Consider the following 18,581-nt stretch of genomic DNA (forward strand, 5'->3'; position numbering starts at 1 on the left):
CACCACACACGGGGGTGCGCAATGATCCAGCCATAATTTCAACCAATCAAAAAACAATCGGTATCAACAAACTTGGCACACTATTGAGTTCTCAAACAACAGACACTAACCGGCACCACCCACACCCCACAGGGTCCAGGATCGCTCCGGAGCAACTTTCCAAACTTACCCGAACCGGCCGCTCAAAGCAAACCAAACCCCGGGCCTCCCCCACCAACCAGAAGCACACAAAAGCACAACCGGAACCGGCAATTTGAAAGGGAGTCGGTCGCTATCTTTCCGCATCAGCGGCGGCGACTCGAATAACTTTACACGCGCCCCACCCCCACACCAAATCCACCCCAACACCACCCAAAAACCCCGCAAACACAACCCAAACACCACCACCAACCCACCAAAACACCCCCAAACCCACCAAAACCCAGACCGTGAACCCCATCACAACCCGCGGAACATGAACAAGCGTCGGAAGGAGGCGGCGGGTGTCCGGCAGCGCGCGTCCAAGGGAGGAACGACCGAGCGCGCAGAGGATGACCGCCGCCACCACGCCGGGCACCTCTCACCACAGCCACACCCGCCGCGTCCGGCTGACCACCCAACAAAACGCTTAAACGCAAAAAGGGCCGGCGACCATAACGGTTGCCGGCCCTTTCAGAGCTTCGTGATGACCAGAGACTAGGCCGAGACCTCGATGGTTGCCAGGTTCTTCTTGCCCCGGCGGAGCAGCAAGTACCGGCCGTGAAGCAACTCGTCCTGGGCAATGATGGCGTCGGGATCGGACACCTTGGTGTTGTTCACGTACGCACCACCTTCGCCAACAGTTCGTCGGGCAGCCGACTTGCTCTCGGAGAGTCCGGACGCAACCAGGAGATCGATGATCCCCAGTCCGTCAGTGTTGATCGTCGCTGAAGGAAGTTCCGCGGTGGCTGCCTCCAGCGTGCGTTCGTCCAGAACAGTGAGGTCGCCGTTTCCGAAAAGCGCAGCCGAAGCGGCAATGACCTTCTCCGTGGCTTCGACGCCGTGAACCAACGACGTCACTTCGTAGGCAAGTTTCTTCTGGCCTTCGCGGGCAAACGGGCGTTCCGCCACGGCGTCGCCCAACGCTTCGATCTCGGCACGCGAGAGGAACGTGAACACCTTGAGGCGATCCACGACGTCAGCGTCCGCCGTGTTCAGCCAGAACTGGTAGAAGGTGTACGGGCTGCACATTTCCGGGTCCAGCCAGACAGCATTGCCTTCGCTCTTGCCGAACTTGGTGCCGTCGGAGTTGGTGATCAACGGCGTACCCAGGGCGTGCACGCTCTTGCCCTCCACCTTGCGGATGAGCTCGGTTCCGCTGGTGAGGTTGCCCCACTGGTCCGAACCGCCGGTCTGCAGGACGCAGTTGTAGTCGCGGAAGAGCTGGAGGTAGTCCATGCCCTGCAGGATCTGGTAGCTGAACTCGGTGTAGCTGATGCCCTCGTCGGAATTCAGGCGCGAGGCAACAGCGTCCTTGCGGAGCATGGTGCCCACGCGGAAGTGCTTGCCGATTTCCCGGAGGAAGTCGATGGCACTGAGCGGCGCTGTCCAGTCGAGGTTGTTGACCATGCGGGCGGCGTTGTCGCCCTCAAAGCTGAGGAAGCGTCGTACCTGGCCTTGCAGGTAACCTACCCACTCCGCCACGGTGTCCTTGGTGTTCAAGGTGCGTTCCGCCGTCGGACGCGGGTCGCCGATCAGGCCGGTGGAACCGCCCACCAAACCGAGGGGTTTGTGGCCTGCCAACTGCAGGCGACGCATCAGGAGCAACTGCACCAGGTTGCCCAAGTGCAGTGACGGCGCCGTGGGATCGAAGCCACAGTAATACGTGATCGGGTCCCCGGCGAGCAGTTTTTCCAGTTCCGTTTCGTCAGTGGAAACGTGGACCAGGCCGCGCCAAGTCAGTTCCTGCCAGATGTTGGCAAAGGCGGGATCGTTGTGCTGGGACTCGAGGTTGTTTACGTGTGACACGAGATCTAAGTTAGCAGGATTGCGGGGCCGGTTTTTCCTAGCGCTCGATGCCGGCCGGCACCGGCGCTGCCGCGATGAGGCGCAGACGCTGCGTGGCCCGGGTCATGGCAACGTAAAGGTCGCCGACCTTGCCGTGCTCGTGGTTGAGCATCGCGGCCGGCTCGAGGACCACTACGCCGTCGAATTCCAAACCCTTCGCTTCCTTGGGGCTAATGACCACGATGTCCTGCTCGTAGCTGCCTGCACCGGCACCGATACGGCGTCCGTAGACCTCTTTCAGGGCGGCGGTTGCCTGCGGCAGCAAGGGACCGTCGGCAATGACGGCCAGCAGGCCGCCGTCGATCGCTTCCACTTCCTCCGGCAGGACCTCTACCAGGCGCTGCACAATACCGTCCGGCTCGACGCGGTCGACGATGGGTGACCATTTGCCCTCGCGCACTGCCTTCGGAGCTGAGACCACAAGCCCTGCACGGTTGGCCATGCGCACGGCTGCCTCCGCGATCTGCGACGGCGTGCGGTAGTTGACCGTCAGTTCCTCAAGGGTCCAGCGGTCACCGAACGACGGCGCCAGAGCACTCTGCCACGAATTGGCACCGGCTGCGGCACTCGTTTGGGCGATGTCGCCCACGATCGTGAAGGACTTCAGCGGGCAGCGGCGCACCAGCAGGCGCCACTGCATGGGCGAGAGCTCCTGGGCTTCGTCAACCACGATGTGGCCGAAAGCCCACGACCGGTCGCTCGTGGCGCGCTCGGCAGCGGTAAGCCGGCCTTCGCGCTCCTGGTTCTGTTCCGCGAGCTCTTCGGCCGTGACCAGGACGTCGACGCCCATAGCTTCCATGTTGGCCAGGGTTTGTTTGGCATTGGCGAGGTCGCGTGCCCGGTCAGCTTCCTGCTGGGCCAGTCCCCTGCCGGCAGCCGGGTCCAGCTCGCCCAGCAGTTCGGCGGCTTCATCCAGCAGCGGAACGTCCGCTTCGGTCCACGGCGCGTCAACAGGCCGCTGGAGCAATGAGCGCTGTTCGGGCGTCAGGTGCGGTGTGCACGCTTCCAGGATGGCTGGTTTGCTGAAGAGTTCCGAGATCAGCTTCTCCGGCGTCATCGGCATCCAGCACAGGTTCAAAGCAATCCGGACGTCCCTGGCGGAGCGGACGTCTTCTGCGAGGTAAGCGCGATCGGCGTTGTTGCCGATGTTCGATTCCTCCACAAGATCAGTCAGCTGCTCAGTGAGCTCACGCAGGAGGATCTTCACGAACGTAAGGCGTGCCTCGTTGTGGGGCTTGCCCGTGGCTCGCGCTTTTTCGCGGGCGCGGCGCACCTGGCGGACGGTGAGGGTCAGCTTCCGTGAATCGACTTCCAGGATGCGGTCCTCGGCAGGTGTCCGCTGCCGGTTTGCCACAGCGTTGGCCACCACCTTGGCCATGTCGAGCTTGCCCTTGAGGGCAGCGACGTCGGCGTTTTCTTCGGGAATGGCGTTGATTCCGGGCATCAGGCGGCCAAGGCTGGCCATGACCACACCCGTCTCACCAAGGGACGGGAGCACGCGTTCGATGTAGTGCATGAACGACGACGACGGGCCCACCAGCAGGACGCCGGCGCTCTTGAGCCGGTCGCGGTGGGTATAGAGCAGGTAGGCCGCGCGGTGCAGGGCAACAGCGGTCTTACCGGTGCCCGGCCCTCCCTGAACAACGAGCGCCCCCGAAATGGAGGAACGGATGATCCTGTCCTGTTCGGACTGGATGGTGCCCACGATGTCCGACATGCGGCCCGTGCGCTTCGAGTTCAACGCGGCCAGCAGCGCACCCTCGCCCTGGAGGGAGTCGTTGTCCGCCAGCATCCCGGCGTCCAGGACGTCGTCTTCGATGGCTTTGACGTCGCGTCCCTGAAGAATGAGGTGACGACGGCGGCGCACACCCTGGCGATCGAAGGCGGTCGCCTGATAGAAGTGGCCGGCTTCGGGCGCACGCCAGTCGACCATGAGCCGTTGGAGATCGGCGGTGGACAGGCCGATGCGACCAATGTACTGCGCCTCTCCGGAGTCGAGGTCGAGGCGGCCGAAGACCAGGCGGTCGTCGACGGCGTCGAGCTGGGCCAGGCGGTCCTCGTACAGGGCAGCGAACGCATCACGCTCTGAGACGTTCTGCATGGTTCCCACCGCACCTGCCTTGCGCACCTGCGCCAGCTGGGCGCGCTTTTCAGCGCGCAGCTCATCGAGCCGGGCGTAAAGCCCGGCAACGTATTCCTGCTCGTGGACCAAATCAGCGTCGTGCATCGAACCGTAACCCCTATCGCAAAAGACAGACCTACCATTCTACAGCGATTTTGGTAAACGTGCGGGGTACAAGTCATACCTCGGACTGCGTCACAGGAAAGTGTTGCTGCCGGAGGGAAAAGTTACCCGGCTGCCGGCCCCTTCCGGGGGCGCGCTGCCTTGTACTTGGACACGGTGGGGTCATCCTCAATCCAAAAACGCCACGGGTACTCGGTGGTGCCGCCCGGGCCCGCCACCCCAACGCGGGGGCCGCTGGCCACCGCCGCCTCCGGGGCCGCGGGCAAGCTCAAGCTGAAAGGTTCCGCGAGCGCGTCACGGCCGGTGTCCGACGTCGTCAGTCCAAGTGCGGACGCGAGCCTGGCGGGTCCGCTGGCCAGGTCCTTGTGTGCTTTCGACGCCGGTCTGCGGACGGCGGCAAGGCCTTCGCCGTCGACGATCTCTCCCGCCCGCAGCAGCAGCGCGGAGGGTGCGCCGTCGGGTCCGCAGACGATGTTGGCGCAGTAGTGCATGCCATAGGTGAAGTAGACGTAAAGGAATCCCGGCGGCCCGAACATGGGCGCATTCCGGGGCGTGGGGCCGCCAAAGGTGTGGGAACCGGGATCGGGGTGTTCGGAATCCCGGGGACCCATGTAGGCCTCCACTTCCGTTAGGCGCACAGAGACCGGGCCGGCTTCCGAGTGATGGGTGAGGACAGCCCCAAGGATCAGTGGAGCGATGACGCGGGGGTCGCCCTCAAGGAATCTGCGCACTTCTGTTGGGTCACTGACACCATTCTCCATGGACGAACTCATGACCAGACCCTAGCAACAACCCCTGCAACGGCCATGTCCGATTTCCGCTAGCACGCGCCATGGAGGGCTGGCAGGATGAAGCCATGGACTTCTGGCAGCGCTACCGGGCGATCGATGCCCGCGACACCCGGTTCGACGGTCAATTCTTCACGGCCGTCAGGTCCACCGGGATCTATTGCCGGCCATCCTGTCCGGCCCGGACGCCCAAGGCGGAGAACGTGACGTTCTATGAAACGTCCGCGGCTGCGCATGAGGCCGGCTACCGGGCCTGCAAGCGATGCCTGCCCGAAGCGGTCCCCGGGACGCCTGCGTGGAACCTCCGCTCCGACATCGCGGGCCGCGCCATGCGGTTAATCAACGACGGCGTCATCACCCGTGAGGGCGTCGACGGGCTGGCACACCGCTTGGGCTACTCCGCGCGCCAACTCAACCGCATCCTGAGCCATGAGCTGGGAGCCGGCCCGCTGTCGCTGGCACGGGCAAGCAGGGCCCAGACGGCCAGGACCCTGCTGGTTTCAACGGACATGCTCCTGGCCGACGTCGCGTTCGCATCCGGGTTCAACAGCGTGCGCCAATTCAACGAGACCATCGCCGAGGTCTTCGCCATGACCCCGACGGCGTTGCGCGCCACCGGGGCGAAGTCCGGCACACGCCGGGGAACCGGGGTGTCGGAGGCAGCTCCCGCAGCACTGACACTGAACCTGCCCTACCGGGAACCGTTCGATCCCGGGATCTTCGACTTCCTGGCAGTTCGCGCGGTGCCCGGCATCGAATCGGCAGGCATCTCAGCGGACGGAACCCGGACCTACGCACGCACACTGCGCCTGCCGAGGGGCACCGCGTCTTTCTCTGTCTCGTTCAACCCCGAAGGCCGTGGAAGGCCCCTGCAACTGACGGCCAATGCCTTGGACCTCCACGACCTCCCGGCTTTGTTGAGCCGGGTCCGGAGGCTGTTCGACCTGGACGCCGATCCGCAGTCAATCGATGACGCCCTGGCAAAGGACCCTCGCCTGGCCGGCAGAATTCCGGCCGTCCCCGGTATCCGGGTTCCCGGCGCGGTGGATCCGCAGGAGTTGCTCATCCGGGCGATGATCGGGCAGCAGATCACGGTCGCCGCGGCCCGCACGGCCCTCACCCAGTTGTCGGCCGCCGGCTCCCCCGCCGATGTGGCTGATGCGGAATTGGAGCGACTGTTTCCGACGCCGGCAGAACTCGCCGAGCACGGGCGCGCCCTGCTCCGGGGACCCCAGCGCCGCATCGACTCCATAGTGTCCGCTGCGACGGCCATGGCTACTGGGACACTCAATTTCGATTATGGCGACGACTTGGAGAGCCTTGGCCGCAAGCTCCTCCCCTTGCCCGGAGTGGGGCCATGGACCGTGGGATACGTCGCGATGCGTGTGCTCGGCGCTCCGGATGTTCTCCTGGCCAATGATGCTGCGGTTCGGAACGGCCTGAAGGTCCTGCCGTCGGGGGCAGGCCTGAGCGCCGACTTTCGGGAAGTCAGCCCTTGGCGTTCCTACGCCACCATGCATTTGTGGCGGGCAGCGGCGAAGCCTGTTGCTGTCCGCCCCTCCCGCACTTCGGCCGGTGTCGGCACCCACGCCTAGTGCCGGCGTCGCGCTTGCCGGCGTCGCGCCGTGGAGTCGACCCGGTGTGAGGGAGCGTCGGTGGATTAGCGGGCTGCGGGTTGGCCGGCCGGCCAGGGCAGAAGTTCGGGCAGCTCCACTCCGTCAGCGGCAGCCGTCGCCCTGAGGCTTCCAAGGCTCGGCTCACGGCCCGCCAACCAGGCTGCGATGTCCGTCAGCATGCCGGTAATGGCGATCGAAGTGCCACCACTGCCAATGCTCAGCTGGGGAAGGCCAGTGGGCTGCAGCACCAGCTTGTATTTGTCGGGCACACGCGCGGCCAGGAAGCCAACGAGGTGCTCACAGAACGGGCGGCTCCACGTCTCCGGCCCGTAACCCAAACGCAGGTCCGAGGCATGGATGGTCAGTTCGCGCCACAGCGCCAGGCCGCCGTCGAGGACTGTTCCGTTCCGGTAGGCGATACGTGCCTGCCAATCCTCCGGTCCCAGAGCGTCGAAGGCCGCGACGGCGGACCCCAAGGCAGCGGTGACCGCCTCCGTATGCTGCGCGAGGCTGTGCCCGGCGGCAAGTTCGATTGCTTTCGTGCGTCCCTCGATGCCGCCGTCGTACAGCTCAATGGTTTCTCCGCGGCGCGCGTACTCAAGTTGCCGTGCCATCGCATCGGCAATGCCCCTGAGGTGGGCGAGCACATGCCCGCGGGTCCAGCCGGGAAGTTCCGAAGGCTCGGCTACAGAGGCGTCATCCAGTTTGGCAAGGAGGCGGGTGACGGTGTCGGCGGCTTTGTGAAGCTCTGCGGGCAGCGTCTCAGGGGTGATCCGGGTCATATCGCCATGCTAACGCAGAGTTAAACGAAGAGCGGGATGGCACCTTCAGGCACCATCCCGCTCCCGACCAACAAACGCTACGACGCGTAGGAACGCACTGCGCCCAGTTCCGCTTGGAGCGCCGTCAGTTGGCGTTCGACGGCGGCTGGTGCAGTTCCGCCTTGCGAGTTGCGGCTGTTGAGCGAACCTTCGGTGCTGAGGACACTGCGGACTTCGGGCGTCAGGTGCTCCGAAATTGCTGCGTATTCCTCGTCTGTCAGGTCCCACAGTTCCACGCCGCGGCTTTCGGCCTGCTTGACGGCCGCACCGGAAAGCTCGTGGGCCTCGCGGAAAGGAACGCCCTGCCGGACGAGCCATTCGGCAATGTCCGTGGCCAGCGCGAAGCCCTGCGGAGCCAGGGACTCCATGCGCTCAGTGTTGAACGTCAGCGTAGCGATCATCCCGGACACGGCCGGAAGCAGCAGCTCCAAGGTGTCCGCGGCGTCGAAGACCGGTTCCTTGTCTTCCTGCAGATCGCGGTTGTACGCGAGCGGCAGGCCCTTGAGCGTTGCCAGCAGTCCTGTCAGGTTGCCGATGAGGCGCCCTGCCTTGCCGCGGGCGAGCTCGGCAACATCCGGGTTCTTCTTCTGCGGCATGATCGAGGACCCCGTGGAGTACGAATCATGCAGCGTGACGAAGGAGAACTCCTTGGTTGCCCAGAAGATGACTTCCTCGGAGATCCGGGACAGGTCCACGCCGATCATGGAGCAAACCCAGGCGAACTCGGCGAAGACATCGCGGGAAGCGGTGCCATCGATCGAGTTGTGCACAGCCGAGAAGAAGCCGAGGTCCGCGGCAACAGCCTCCGGGTCCAGGCCCAGCGACGAACCGGCCAGGGCGCCGGAGCCATACGGCGAAACACCGGCGCGCTTGTCCCAGTCCTGGAGCCGCTGAACATCGCGCAGCAGAGCCCAGGCATGGGCCAGCAAGTGGTGGCTCAAAAGAACCGGCTGGGCGTGCTGCAAGTGGGTGCGGCCAGGCATGGCGACACCGTGGTGGGCCTTGGCCTGCTCAACGAGGGCATCAATGGTGGCAAGGACACCCTGAGCGATGATCCGGGCATGGTCACGCAGGAACATGCGGCCAAGGGTGGCCACTTGGTCGTTGCGGGAACGGCCTGCACGCAGCTTGCCACCCAACTGGGTCCCGGCACGCTCAATCAGTCCGCGTTCCAGCGAACCGTGCACGTCCTCGTCGCTCTCAGCAGGCAGATAGGCGCCGCTCGCGACGTCCTCGTCCAACTGGGTGAGGGCGGCGAGCATGCCTTCGAGCTCGGCGTCGTCCAGCAGTCCGGCCTTGGCCAGCACGCGGGCGTGGGCCTTTGAACCGGCGATGTCGTAACGCGCAAGCCGCCAGTCAAAGTGGGTGGACTTGCTCAGTGCGGCCAGCGCATCCGCAGGACCGCCCGCGAACCGGCCGCCCCACAGTGCACCCTCATTTGTTGCGGACGTCATTACTCGCCTGCGACGCGGAGGTCGCGGCCGGAAGCGACCTTGGAGGACATGCCCCACAGCTCGATGAAGCCGCGTGCCATGGACTGGTCGAAGGTGTCGCCGGTGTCGTAGGTAGCGAGGTCGAAGTCGTACAGCGAGGTCTCGGAGCGGCGTCCGTTGACGATTGCCTGGCCACCGTGGAGGACCATGCGGATGTCACCGGAGACGTACTGCTGGGTGTCCTCGATGAAGGCGTCCAGGGAGCGCTTCAGCGGCGAGAACCACTGTCCGTCGTACACGAGTTCTGCCCAGCGCTGGCCAACGGTGGCCTTGAAGCGGGCCTGCTCGCGCTCGATGGTGATGTCCTCGAGGTGCTTGTGCGCGGTGATCAGCGCCATGGCACCCGGGGCCTCGTAGATTTCGCGGGACTTGATGCCCACAAGGCGGTCCTCGACGACGTCGATGCGGCCGACGCCCTGCGCACCGGCACGGCGGTTGAGTTCCTGGATGGCCTGCAGCGGGGTGACCTTGACGCCGTCGATGGCTACGGGCACACCGGCCTGGAAGGAAATGGTGACCTCATCCGGTGCCGGCGGGAATTCCGGGGTGGCGGTGTAGTCGTAGATGTCCTTGGTGGGAGCGTTCCAGATGTCCTCAAGGTAGCCGGTCTCGACGGCGCGTCCCCAGACGTTCTGGTCGATCGAGTACGGGTTCTTCTTGGTGGTTTCGATCGGCAAGCCCTTTTCCTCGGCGAAGGCAATGGCCTTGTCGCGGGTCAGGGCGAGGTCGCGGACAGGAGCGATGCACTTCAGGTCCGGGCCGAGGGTCTGGATGCCAACTTCAAAACGGACCTGGTCGTTGCCCTTGCCGGTGCAGCCGTGGGCAACGGTGGTGGCGCCGAATTCACGGGCAGCCTTCACGAGGTGCTTCACGATGACCGGACGCGAAATCGCCGAAACCAGGGGGTAGTGGCCCTGGTAGAGGGCGTTGGCCTTCAGGGTGGGCATGGCGTACTCGTTGGCGAACTCGTCACGGGCGTCCGCGACGTAGGCCTCGACGGCGCCGCAACCGAGGGCGCGCTGGCGGATGGTCTCCAGGGACTCGCCACCCTGTCCGACGTCAACGGCCACGGCGATGACCTCGGCACCGGTGGCTTCACCGATCCAGCCGATGGCTACGGACGTATCAAGGCCACCGGAGTAGGCCAGAACAATGCGCTCAGTCACGAGAGTGCTCCTTTGTTGTTGCTTGGTTCATTCGAATCAAATGCTGGGTGAATCATTGCTGGGTAAAGCATTCAGTTGCCGGGACCGGCTTCCTCGGCCATCCGCAGGAATCTGGCCGCAAGCTCTGCCCCGCCATCGGGATCCCGCGCGACCAGCAGCAAAGTGTCGTCGCCTGCGATCGTACCCAATACCGACGGCATCACGGAGTGGTCAACGGCCAATGCCAGGAAGTTCGCTGCCCCCGGTGGGGTGCGAAGCACCACGATATTGCCTGATGCCTCGGCCGTTACCAGGAGTTCGCCGCAGAGCCGGGTCAGCCGCGCGTCGAGAATTTCCTGGGTGACCCCGCTCTTGGCGTTGCGGTCGCCGCCCTCCCCCGGCACGGCGTAGACCAATGCTCCATCCTTGCCGCGAACGCGCACCGCGCCCAGTTCCACGAGGTCGCGGGACAAAGTGGCCTGGGTGACCTGGACGCCGTCGTCCGCGAGCAAGGCTGCAAGCTCTGCCTGGGAACGCACGGACTCACCCGTCAGGATCGCAGTGATGCGGGCCTGTCGGGCGGTCTTGGTGGCCGGGCTTGCGCCCGGGACGGCCGGGTTGGCGGACACTAGAACGTGCTCTCCCCGGTACCTTCGACGGGAGAAAGGCCCTCAACGAACGCAAGTCCGGAGCGGTGCATCAGCCAGGCCATGAGGGCCTTCTGGGCGTGGAGCCGGTTCTCTGCCTCATCCCAGACGATGGACTGCGGTCCGTCAATGACGCCGGCGGAAATCTCGTAGCCGCGGTACGCCGGGAGGCAGTGGAGGACGACGGCGTCCGGGGCGGCCTGCGCCATGGCAGCCTCGTCCACGGAGTAGTCGCGGAACAGTTGCAGCCGGGCTTCCTTCTCCGATTCCTGGCCCATGGACACCCAGGTATCCGTTGCCACGACGTCGGCACCTTTGAGGGCTTCGGCGGCATCGCTGGTGATCAGGACCGAACCACCGGTTTCAGCGGCGCGCTCTTCAGCGGCAGCCACGATTTCCGCTGCCGGGAGGTAACCTTCGGGACCGGAGATGCGGACGTGCATTCCCGCGGTAACCCCTGCCAGGAGGTAGGAGTTGGCCATGTTGTTCGCGGCATCGCCCAAGTAGGCCATGGTCAATCCCGCGAGCTCCCCTTTGTGTTCCTTGACGGCCAGGAGGTCGGCAAGGAGCTGGCACGGGTGATAGTCGTCGCACAGGGCGTTGATGACGGGGACCTTGGAGTTTTCCGCCATGGCCACCAGGCCCGAGTGGGCTCCGGTGCGCCACACAATGGTGGAGACCATGCGCTCCAGGACCTTCGCGGTGTCCTCCACGGATTCCTTGTGACCGATCTGGGCTTCACCGGGATTGATGATCAGGGCGTTGCCACCCATGTCCGCGATGCCCGTGGCGAAGGAGACGCGCGTCCGGGTAGAGGTCTTGTCGAAGATCACGGCGACCGTCTTGCGGCCGTTACCGTCCGCGGCGAAGGGCTGCACGCTGTACGGTGCGGCCTTCATCCGGGCTGCGAGTTCCAGAACCTCAGCCTGCTCAGCCGGGCTCAGGTCGGTGTCTTTGAGGAAGTGACGGGTGGAAGTGCTCACTTGTTGTCCTTGGAAGTCGTGGCCTTGGCCGTGGAGATCAATGCCGGCAGTGCGGTCAGGAACCGATCTGCCTGTTCGATGGTCAGGATCAGCGGGGGCGCCAAGCGGATGGTCCGTGGCCCTGGGCTGTTGATGATGAACCCGGCATCCAGGGCCGCAGTCACCATGGCGGGAGCGACGTCGGCATCGAGGTCAAAGCCGATGAGAAGGCCTTCTCCGCGGACTTCGGTCACTGCGTCAATTGCTGCGAGGCCGTCGCGCAGGTGCGCTCCAACAGCAAGCACGTTCCGCAGGACACCTTGGCTTTCGATCGCGTGCAGAGTAGCCAGCGCCGCGGCCGTAGCCACAGGGTTCCCACCGAAAGTGGTGCCGTGCTGCCCGGCGGCGAGCAGGGCCGACGTCGTACTGCCGAACGTGACCAAGGCACCAACGGGGAAGCCGCCACCGAGTCCCTTGGCGAGGGTCACTGCGTCGGGCACGATGCCCGCGTCTTCGCTTGCCAACCATTTGCCTGTGCGGCCGATGCCGGTTTGGACTTCGTCCAGGATCAGCAGTGCGCCCGCGGCACTGGTGGCCTCACGGGCCGCCTGCAGGTACTCAGCGCTGAGGGGCCGGACGCCCGCTTCGCCCTGGATCGGTTCCAGGAACACTGCCGCAGTGGAATCGTCGACGGCGGCACGCAGCGCCTCGATGTCATTGAACGGGATGTGGACCACGCCGCCGGGCAGCGGCGCGAACGGCGCACGGTAGGCCTCTTTGGCCGTGAGCGCCAGCGCACCCATGGTGCGGCCGTGGAACGCACCTTCGAGCGCGATGATCTTGGTGCGCTTGCCGTCGGCGTTGTTCCGCCGCGCAAGCTTGAAGGCGGCCTCGTTCGCTTCCGTGCCGGAGTTCGCGAAGAAGACCTTGGACCCGGCAGGTGCGTTGCTGATGGACAGGAGCTTCTCAGCCAGGGCGATCTGCGTGGGGCTCGTGAAGAAGTTGGAGACATGCCCCAGCGTGGCCAACTGGCTGGAGATCACCGACGTGACGAACGGGTGGGCGTGGCCCAAAGCGTTCACGGCGATGCCGCCCAGGAGGTCCAGGTATTCCTTGCCGTCGGCGTCCCACACGAGGCAACCGGCGCCACGCACCAGGACCCGCTGCGGCGTGCCGAAGACACCCATCAGGGACGACGAGTAGCGGGCAAGCCAGTCGGCGCCTGAGCTCTGGGCAACGAGCGTGGTTGCGGCACCCTCCGCTGCGCTGGTCGGGCTGAGGCCAACAGTTTCGCTCATGCGTTCACTTCCTCGTCAGGAACTACTTGGGTGCCGATGCCCGCCGTCGTGAAGGTTTCCAGCAGCATCGAGTGGGCCAGCCGGCCGTCCACGATGTGCGCGCGTTCCACGCCTTCATCGATGGCCTTCAGGCACGCGGCCATCTTGGGGATCATCCCGGATTCAAGGCGGGGCAGCATGGCGCGGAGTTCGGAGGCCGTCAGCGAGGAGATCAGCGAGGACTTGTCCGGCCAATTGGCATAGAGCCCTTCGACGTCGGTGAGGATGACCAGTTTGCTGGCACCCAGGGCGGAAGCGACGGCGGCAGCCGCCGTATCCGCGTTGACGTTCAGTACCTGGCCAGTGGTCTGGAAGCCGTTTCCGTCGTCCACGATTTCAGGGGCGACGGTGGAAATCACCGGGATGCGGCCGGCGTCGAGGATGTCTTCGATCCCGGCGGGATCCACGCCCACAACTTCGCCCACCAGGCCGAGGTCAACTTCCTCGCCGTCCACCACGGTGCCGGTGCGAACAGCACGCAGCAGGCCGCCGTCTTCACCTGACATGCCCACAGCGTAGGGACCGTGGGAGTTGATGAGTCCAACCAGCTCGCGGCCGACCTGGCCCGTGAGGACCATCCGGACAACGTCCATGGCTTCGGGCGTGGTGACGCGAAGGCCGCCCTTGAACTCGGACTCGATGCCCAGACGGCCCAGCATGGAGTTGATCTGGGGGCCGCCGCCGTGGACCACCACGGGGTGGATGCCCACGTGGTGGAGGAACACGATGTCCTCGGCAAAGGCACGCCGGAGGTCATCGTTGACCATAGCGTTGCCGCCATATTTGACCACCATGGTGGTGCCGGCAAAACGCTGGATCCACGGCAGGGCTTCGATCAGCGTGCCGGCCTTGTCTTGGGCGTCGGTCATGGAGGTGGTTTCGCGGGTGTGCGCTGTCATCGTCATTCCGCTCAACTTGAGTAGGCGCTGTTCTCATGCACGTAGTCGTGCGTGAGGTCGTTGGTCCAGATGGTCGCTTCGGCCTCACCGGCCTGGAGGTCAATTTCCACGAGTACTTCGCGCGGCTCGAGGTCCACCAGGTTGCGGTCATCGCCGATTGCGCCGTTGCGGCAAATCTGCACACCGTTCATGGCCACGTTGAGCTGGTCCGCTTCGAAGACGGCGTCCGTGGTTCCTACGGCGGACAGCACGCGTCCCCAGTTGGGGTCTTTACCGAAGATGGCAGCTTTGAAGAGGTTGGAGCGGGCCACACTGCGGCTGACGATTTCAGCGTCGCGTTCGCTGGCGGCGTTGAACGTCCGGATAGCGATGTCGTGGCTGGCGCCCTCGGCATCACCGATGAGCTTGCGTGCCAGTTCGGCGCATACGTTGGTGACCGCTTCGCTCAACTGCTCCGCAGAGGGCAAAGCCTCGGAGGCCCCCGATGCCAGCAGCACCACGGTGTCGTTGGTGGACATGCAACCGTCCGAGTCCGTCCGGTCAAAGGTGACGCGCGTGGCATCCCGGAGCACCACGTCGAGCTCGTTCGCAGGTACTTCAGCGTCGGTGGTAAGCACCACCAGCATCGTGGCCAGGCCTGGCGCCAGCATCCCCGCGCCCTTGGCGATGCCGCCCACGGTGAACGGCTTGCCTTCTGCGTCCTTGCCCTCGAAGACCGCTTCCTTGGAGACGCTGTCAGTGGTCATGATGGCTGTCGCCGCGGCCGCGCCACCGTCCTCGGACAGCTCCTTGAAGGCTGCTTCGACGCCCGGGAGGATCTTGTCCATGGGCAGCTGCTCGCCGATCAGCCCGGTGGAGCACACCACGACGTCGGAAGCCGAGATTCCCAGCACGCCCGCCACTTTCTCGGCGGTAGCGTGGGTGTTCTGGAAGCCCTGCGGACCGGTGCAGGCGTTGGCACCGCCGGAGTTCAGGACCACAGCATCCACACGGCCATCGCTGACCACTTGGCGGGACCAGTGCACAGGGGCAGCGGCCACCCGGTTGGAGGTGAAGACGGCAGCGGCCGCCTTGGATGGACCGTCGTTGACGACGAGTGCCAGGTCCGGGTTGCCTGAGGCCTTGATACCGGCTTTGATGCCGGCAGCACGGAATCCCTTGGGGGCGGTAATGGTCACGGTGCAACTCCCTGCAGGTTCAGGCCGGCGGTTTCATCCAGGCCAAGGGCAATGTTCATGGACTGCACGGCTCCGCCGGCGGTCCCTTTGGTGAGGTTGTCAATGGCGCATGTGACGATGACACGGCCGGTGTGCTGGTCGAACGCCAGCTGCATGACGGCGTGGTTGGATCCCTGCACCGACTTGGTGGTGGGCCACTGGCCTTCGGGCAGCAGGTGCACGAACGGCTCGTCGTCGTAGGCATCCGCCCACGCTTGGCGCAGTTCGGCTTCTGTAACGCCGTGCCCAACCTTTGCTGTGGCAGTAGTGAGGATCCCACGGCTCATCGGCGCCAGAGTTGGCGTGAAGGACACCGTGACGGGCTCCCCTGCGGCGTTGGACAGTCCCTGTTCGATCTCCGGCGTGTGGCGATGACCGCCACCCACACCGTAGGGGCTCATGGAACCCATGACCTCCGAGCCGATCAGGTTGACCTTGGCAGCCTTGCCGGCACCTGAGGTGCCGGAGGCGGAAACAATCACGACGTCGTCCGCCAGGAGAAGATTGTTGGCGAACCCGGGTGTCAAGGCCAGCAGGGCCGACGTCGGGTAGCAGCCAGGCACGGCGATCCGGGTTGCACCTTTGAGGGCCTCGCGCTGGCCCGGCAGTTCCGGCAAGCCGTAAGGCCACGTACCCGCATGCTCGGAGCCGTAAAACTTCTCCCACGCCGAGGCGTCCTGCAAGCGGTGGTCGGCACCGGCGTCGATGACTATGGTGCCTTCCGGCAACTGGGCCGCGATCCCGGCGGAGGTTCCGTGCGGCAGGGCCAGGAAAACGACGTCATGTCCGGAGAGGTTCTCCACTGTGGTGTCTTCCAGAATCCGGCTCGCCAAACCGTGGAGATGTGGCTGCAACTCCCCTAGTCTGGAACCGGCGTTGCTGTGCGCGGTAATGGCACCGATGGTGACGTTCGGATGGCCCGCAAGCAAGCGCAGCACTTCTCCCCCGGCGTAGCCGCTGGCGCCGGAGACGGCAACTGAAATAGTCATGACACCACTATACAGCAAGAATATTCACGCTGTCCGATATTTATGCATGCCTGATGTGATGTGTCACATTTGTTAGGACATTGCGCGTATGCTTAGTTCAGGGTGATCCAGACCGTGCAGTCCGAACGTCGGCTGCAGCGTTGCCCGTTAGCGATACGGGGCACATACATGGCACCCACGTCCACCGCTGAGCGCCCCAAAGCACGCGCAATTCAGCCAAATCCCGTCGTTCAGAGCTACTCAGAGCTCCTCAAGAGCGTCAAATCCGCAGGACTCCTTGAGCGCCGCAGCGGTTTCTACATCTGGGTTTTCGTTGCCCTGGTACTCCTCATGGCCGGCACCTGGCTCGGCTTCGCCCTGATCGGCGAGTCCTGGTACCAGCTCCTCATCGCGGCAGCAGTTGGCATTCTGTGCACGCAGCTGAGCTTCCTGGCCCATGAAGCCGGGCACAAGCAGATCTTCGCCTCCCGCCGGGCCAACGATTGGTCCGCCCGCCTTCTTGCCACCGGCGTTGCAGGAATCAGCTATTCCTGGTGGGAACAGAAGCATGGAGCCCACCACAACCACCCCAACGTCATTTCCAAGGACCCGGACATCCGTAACAACGCCTTGGTCTTCTATGAAGACGCAGCGGCGGAACGCAAGGGCCGCCTGGCCTTCCTGACCAGGAAGCAGGGGTGGTTCTTCTTCCCCCTCCTGACGTTGCTTGGCTTGAGCCTCCAGTTCGACTCGCTTCGCTTTGTCCTTGGCAAGCGGAACGTACGTCACCGCTGGGTGGAGGCACCCATCCTGGTGGCAAGGCTCACCGCCCTTCCCGTATTGGCCTTCACCTTCCTGCCCATCGGGATGGCCTTTGCCTTCCTCGGTGTCCAGATCATGGTCTACGGCTTCTACATGGGCGCTTCGTTCGCACCGAACCACAAGGGCATGCCCGTCCTCCCCAAGGACAGTCGCGTGGACTTCCTCAACCGCCAGATCCTGACCTCGCGCAACATCTCCGGCGGCATCTTCATGGACTTCCTCCTGGGCGGACTCAACCGGCAGGTGGAGCACCACTTGTTCCCGGACATGGCCCGCCCCCACTTGTACAAGGCCACAAAGATCGTGCGTGAGTTCTGCGCCAAGCATTCGATTTCGTACACCGAAACCACGCTGATGCAGTCCTACGGCATCGTGGTCAGGTACCTCAATGACGTCGGCCTGGCAGCGGGCCGTGGCTTCGATTGCCCCGTCGCGTCGACGCACGGACGCTTCTAGGCGTTCGACACCGGAGGCCCAAACCTCCCTAGGATGGACTCTGGAACCGGGCACCGGAAGGACCGCCCCGGAGTAAGGAGCCACCATGACGCACGCAATCGTTGCACAGCAAGCCGGAGGACCCGAGGTCCTCGAGTTCGCTTCCGTCGAAGTACCGGCGCCGGGCCCCGGACAACTGCTGATCAAAGTCGCAGCAACCGGGGTCAACTTCATCGAGACCTACCAGCGCAATGGCACCTACAAGGTGGACTACCCGTTCACCCCGGGCGCGGAGGCGGCCGGAGTCGTGGAGGCCGTAGGTGCCGGGGTTGAAGAGTTTGCCGTAGGCGATCGCGTTGCCACCGCCGAAGGAACCCGGACCTACGCCGAATACGCCCTGGTGGACGCTGCCAGGGCGCTCCCGGTTCCTGCCGGCGTCGACGATCACACCGCCGCCGCCCTGCCACTGCAGGGAATAACGGCCCACTACCTGATGAACTCGTCTTTCCGTGTTGAGCCCGGCCACACGGTCCTGCTGCACGCGGGAGCCGGTGGAGTCGGTCTGCTGTTGACCCAGTTGCTGAAGGCACGCGGGGCCCGGGTCATCACCACCGTGTCCTCCGATGAGAAAGCTGATCTGTCCACCCTCGCCGGCGCCGATGAAGTCCTCCGCTATGAGGGCTTCGCCGACAAAGTCCGTGAACTCACTGACGGCGAGGGCGTCAACGTCGTCTACGACGGCGTTGGCAAGGACACCTTCGATGACTCCCTGAGAAGCCTGCGGATCCGCGGGGCCATGGTGCTTTTCGGTGCAGCCTCGGGTCCGGTGCCCCCGTTTGATCCGCAGCGGTTGAATGCGGCGGGCTCTTTGACCCTGACCCGGCCCACCATGGCGCACTTCGTACAGAACGCCCAGGAACGCCGGTGGCGCTCGGCTGAAATTTTCGACGCCGCAGCCAACGGCACTCTCGCTGTCAGGGTTGGTGCGACGTATCCGCTGGCTGAGGCAGCCCAGGCCCACCGTGACCTGGAAGGACGCCGGACCACCGGCAAGGTCCTGCTGGTGCCGTGACGTGTAGCACCGTGACGGGTTGCTCCCGGCCCCAAACCCCTGGTGACGTTAAGGCGAACATCAGCACAACGGACTGTGACGCGCAGGAA

The 18,581-nt window shown here is 64.6% G+C and carries 15 protein-coding genes; 3 read left to right on the forward strand and 12 right to left on the reverse strand.

What is annotated here, in order from left to right; genetic code table 11:
- Positions 1–675 precede the first annotated feature (675 nt).
- The 3 genes from tyrS to IEY62_RS04640 all read right to left on the reverse strand — a co-directional run bounded on the left by tyrS (position 676) and on the right by IEY62_RS04640 (position 5,031).
- Positions 676–1,986 (reverse strand): tyrosine--tRNA ligase, encoded by a 1,311-nt coding sequence (tyrS, locus tag IEY62_RS04630; RefSeq protein ID WP_189014468.1) that lies wholly within the window; start codon positions 1,984–1,986, stop codon positions 676–678.
- A 37-nt stretch (positions 1,987–2,023) separates the two neighbouring features.
- A complete protein-coding gene (locus tag IEY62_RS04635; RefSeq protein ID WP_189014469.1) occupies positions 2,024–4,252 on the reverse strand; it encodes an ATP-binding domain-containing protein in 2,229 nt (742 codons plus the stop codon).
- 122 nt (positions 4,253–4,374) lie between these two features.
- Positions 4,375–5,031, reverse strand: a complete 657-nt coding sequence (locus IEY62_RS04640; protein ID WP_189015667.1) for a DNA-3-methyladenine glycosylase — start codon at positions 5,029–5,031, stop codon at positions 4,375–4,377.
- A gap of 95 nt (positions 5,032–5,126) precedes the next feature.
- Here IEY62_RS04640 and IEY62_RS04645 point away from each other — a divergent pair, with 95 nt between their 5' ends.
- The gene (locus IEY62_RS04645; protein WP_189014470.1) at positions 5,127–6,653 is read left to right on the forward strand and encodes a DNA-3-methyladenine glycosylase 2 family protein; all 1,527 of its coding nucleotides are present in this window, start codon (positions 5,127–5,129) and stop codon (positions 6,651–6,653) included.
- A 65-nt stretch (positions 6,654–6,718) separates the two neighbouring features.
- Here IEY62_RS04645 and IEY62_RS04650 read toward each other — a convergent pair whose 3' ends face one another.
- The 9 genes from IEY62_RS04650 to argC all read right to left on the reverse strand — a co-directional run bounded on the left by IEY62_RS04650 (position 6,719) and on the right by argC (position 16,184).
- Positions 6,719–7,456, reverse strand: coding sequence for a maleylpyruvate isomerase family mycothiol-dependent enzyme (locus tag IEY62_RS04650; protein WP_189014471.1), 738 nt, complete (start codon positions 7,454–7,456; stop codon positions 6,719–6,721).
- A 77-nt stretch (positions 7,457–7,533) separates the two neighbouring features.
- Positions 7,534–8,949, reverse strand: a complete 1,416-nt coding sequence (gene argH, locus IEY62_RS04655; protein WP_189014473.1) for an argininosuccinate lyase — start codon at positions 8,947–8,949, stop codon at positions 7,534–7,536.
- Positions 8,949–10,154 carry an argininosuccinate synthase gene (locus IEY62_RS04660; protein WP_091466547.1) on the reverse strand — a complete coding sequence of 402 codons (1,206 nt, stop codon included), beginning with the start codon at positions 10,152–10,154 and terminating at the stop codon, positions 8,949–8,951. Before IEY62_RS04660 ends, argH begins: the two co-directional genes overlap by 1 nt.
- 71 nt (positions 10,155–10,225) lie before the next feature.
- The gene (locus tag IEY62_RS04665; protein WP_189014475.1) at positions 10,226–10,762 is read right to left on the reverse strand and encodes an arginine repressor; all 537 of its coding nucleotides are present in this window, start codon (positions 10,760–10,762) and stop codon (positions 10,226–10,228) included.
- Complete coding sequence (argF, locus tag IEY62_RS04670; protein ID WP_189014477.1) at positions 10,762–11,763, reverse strand: ornithine carbamoyltransferase; 1,002 nt, start codon at positions 11,761–11,763, stop codon at positions 10,762–10,764. The genes IEY62_RS04665 and argF overlap by 1 nt, the downstream gene beginning before the upstream one ends.
- Positions 11,760–13,040 carry an acetylornithine transaminase gene (locus tag IEY62_RS04675; protein WP_189014479.1) on the reverse strand — a complete coding sequence of 427 codons (1,281 nt, stop codon included), beginning with the start codon at positions 13,038–13,040 and terminating at the stop codon, positions 11,760–11,762. Before IEY62_RS04675 ends, argF begins: the two co-directional genes overlap by 4 nt.
- Complete coding sequence (gene argB, locus IEY62_RS04680) at positions 13,037–13,978, reverse strand: acetylglutamate kinase (protein WP_189015669.1); 942 nt, start codon at positions 13,976–13,978, stop codon at positions 13,037–13,039. Before argB ends, IEY62_RS04675 begins: the two co-directional genes overlap by 4 nt.
- Positions 13,979–13,989: 11 nt before the next feature.
- Complete coding sequence (gene argJ / locus IEY62_RS04685; protein ID WP_189014481.1) at positions 13,990–15,156, reverse strand: bifunctional glutamate N-acetyltransferase/amino-acid acetyltransferase ArgJ; 1,167 nt, start codon at positions 15,154–15,156, stop codon at positions 13,990–13,992.
- On the reverse strand, positions 15,153–16,184 hold the full coding sequence (gene argC / locus IEY62_RS04690) for an N-acetyl-gamma-glutamyl-phosphate reductase (RefSeq protein ID WP_189014483.1): 1,032 nt from the start codon (positions 16,182–16,184) through the stop codon (positions 15,153–15,155). Before argC ends, argJ begins: the two co-directional genes overlap by 4 nt.
- 168 nt (positions 16,185–16,352) lie before the next feature.
- Here argC and IEY62_RS04695 point away from each other — a divergent pair, with 168 nt between their 5' ends.
- Both IEY62_RS04695 and IEY62_RS04700 read left to right on the forward strand, forming a co-directional pair.
- The gene (locus tag IEY62_RS04695; RefSeq protein ID WP_189014485.1) at positions 16,353–17,441 is read left to right on the forward strand and encodes a fatty acid desaturase family protein; all 1,089 of its coding nucleotides are present in this window, start codon (positions 16,353–16,355) and stop codon (positions 17,439–17,441) included.
- Between the two features lie 85 nt (positions 17,442–17,526).
- Entirely contained in the window at positions 17,527–18,492 is a 966-nt protein-coding gene (locus tag IEY62_RS04700) for a quinone oxidoreductase family protein (RefSeq protein ID WP_189014487.1), read from the forward strand.
- Positions 18,493–18,581 lie beyond the last annotated feature (89 nt).

The organism is Paenarthrobacter histidinolovorans (genome assembly GCF_014647595.1).
Classification (GTDB): Bacteria; Actinomycetota; Actinomycetes; order Actinomycetales; family Micrococcaceae; genus Arthrobacter; species Arthrobacter histidinolovorans.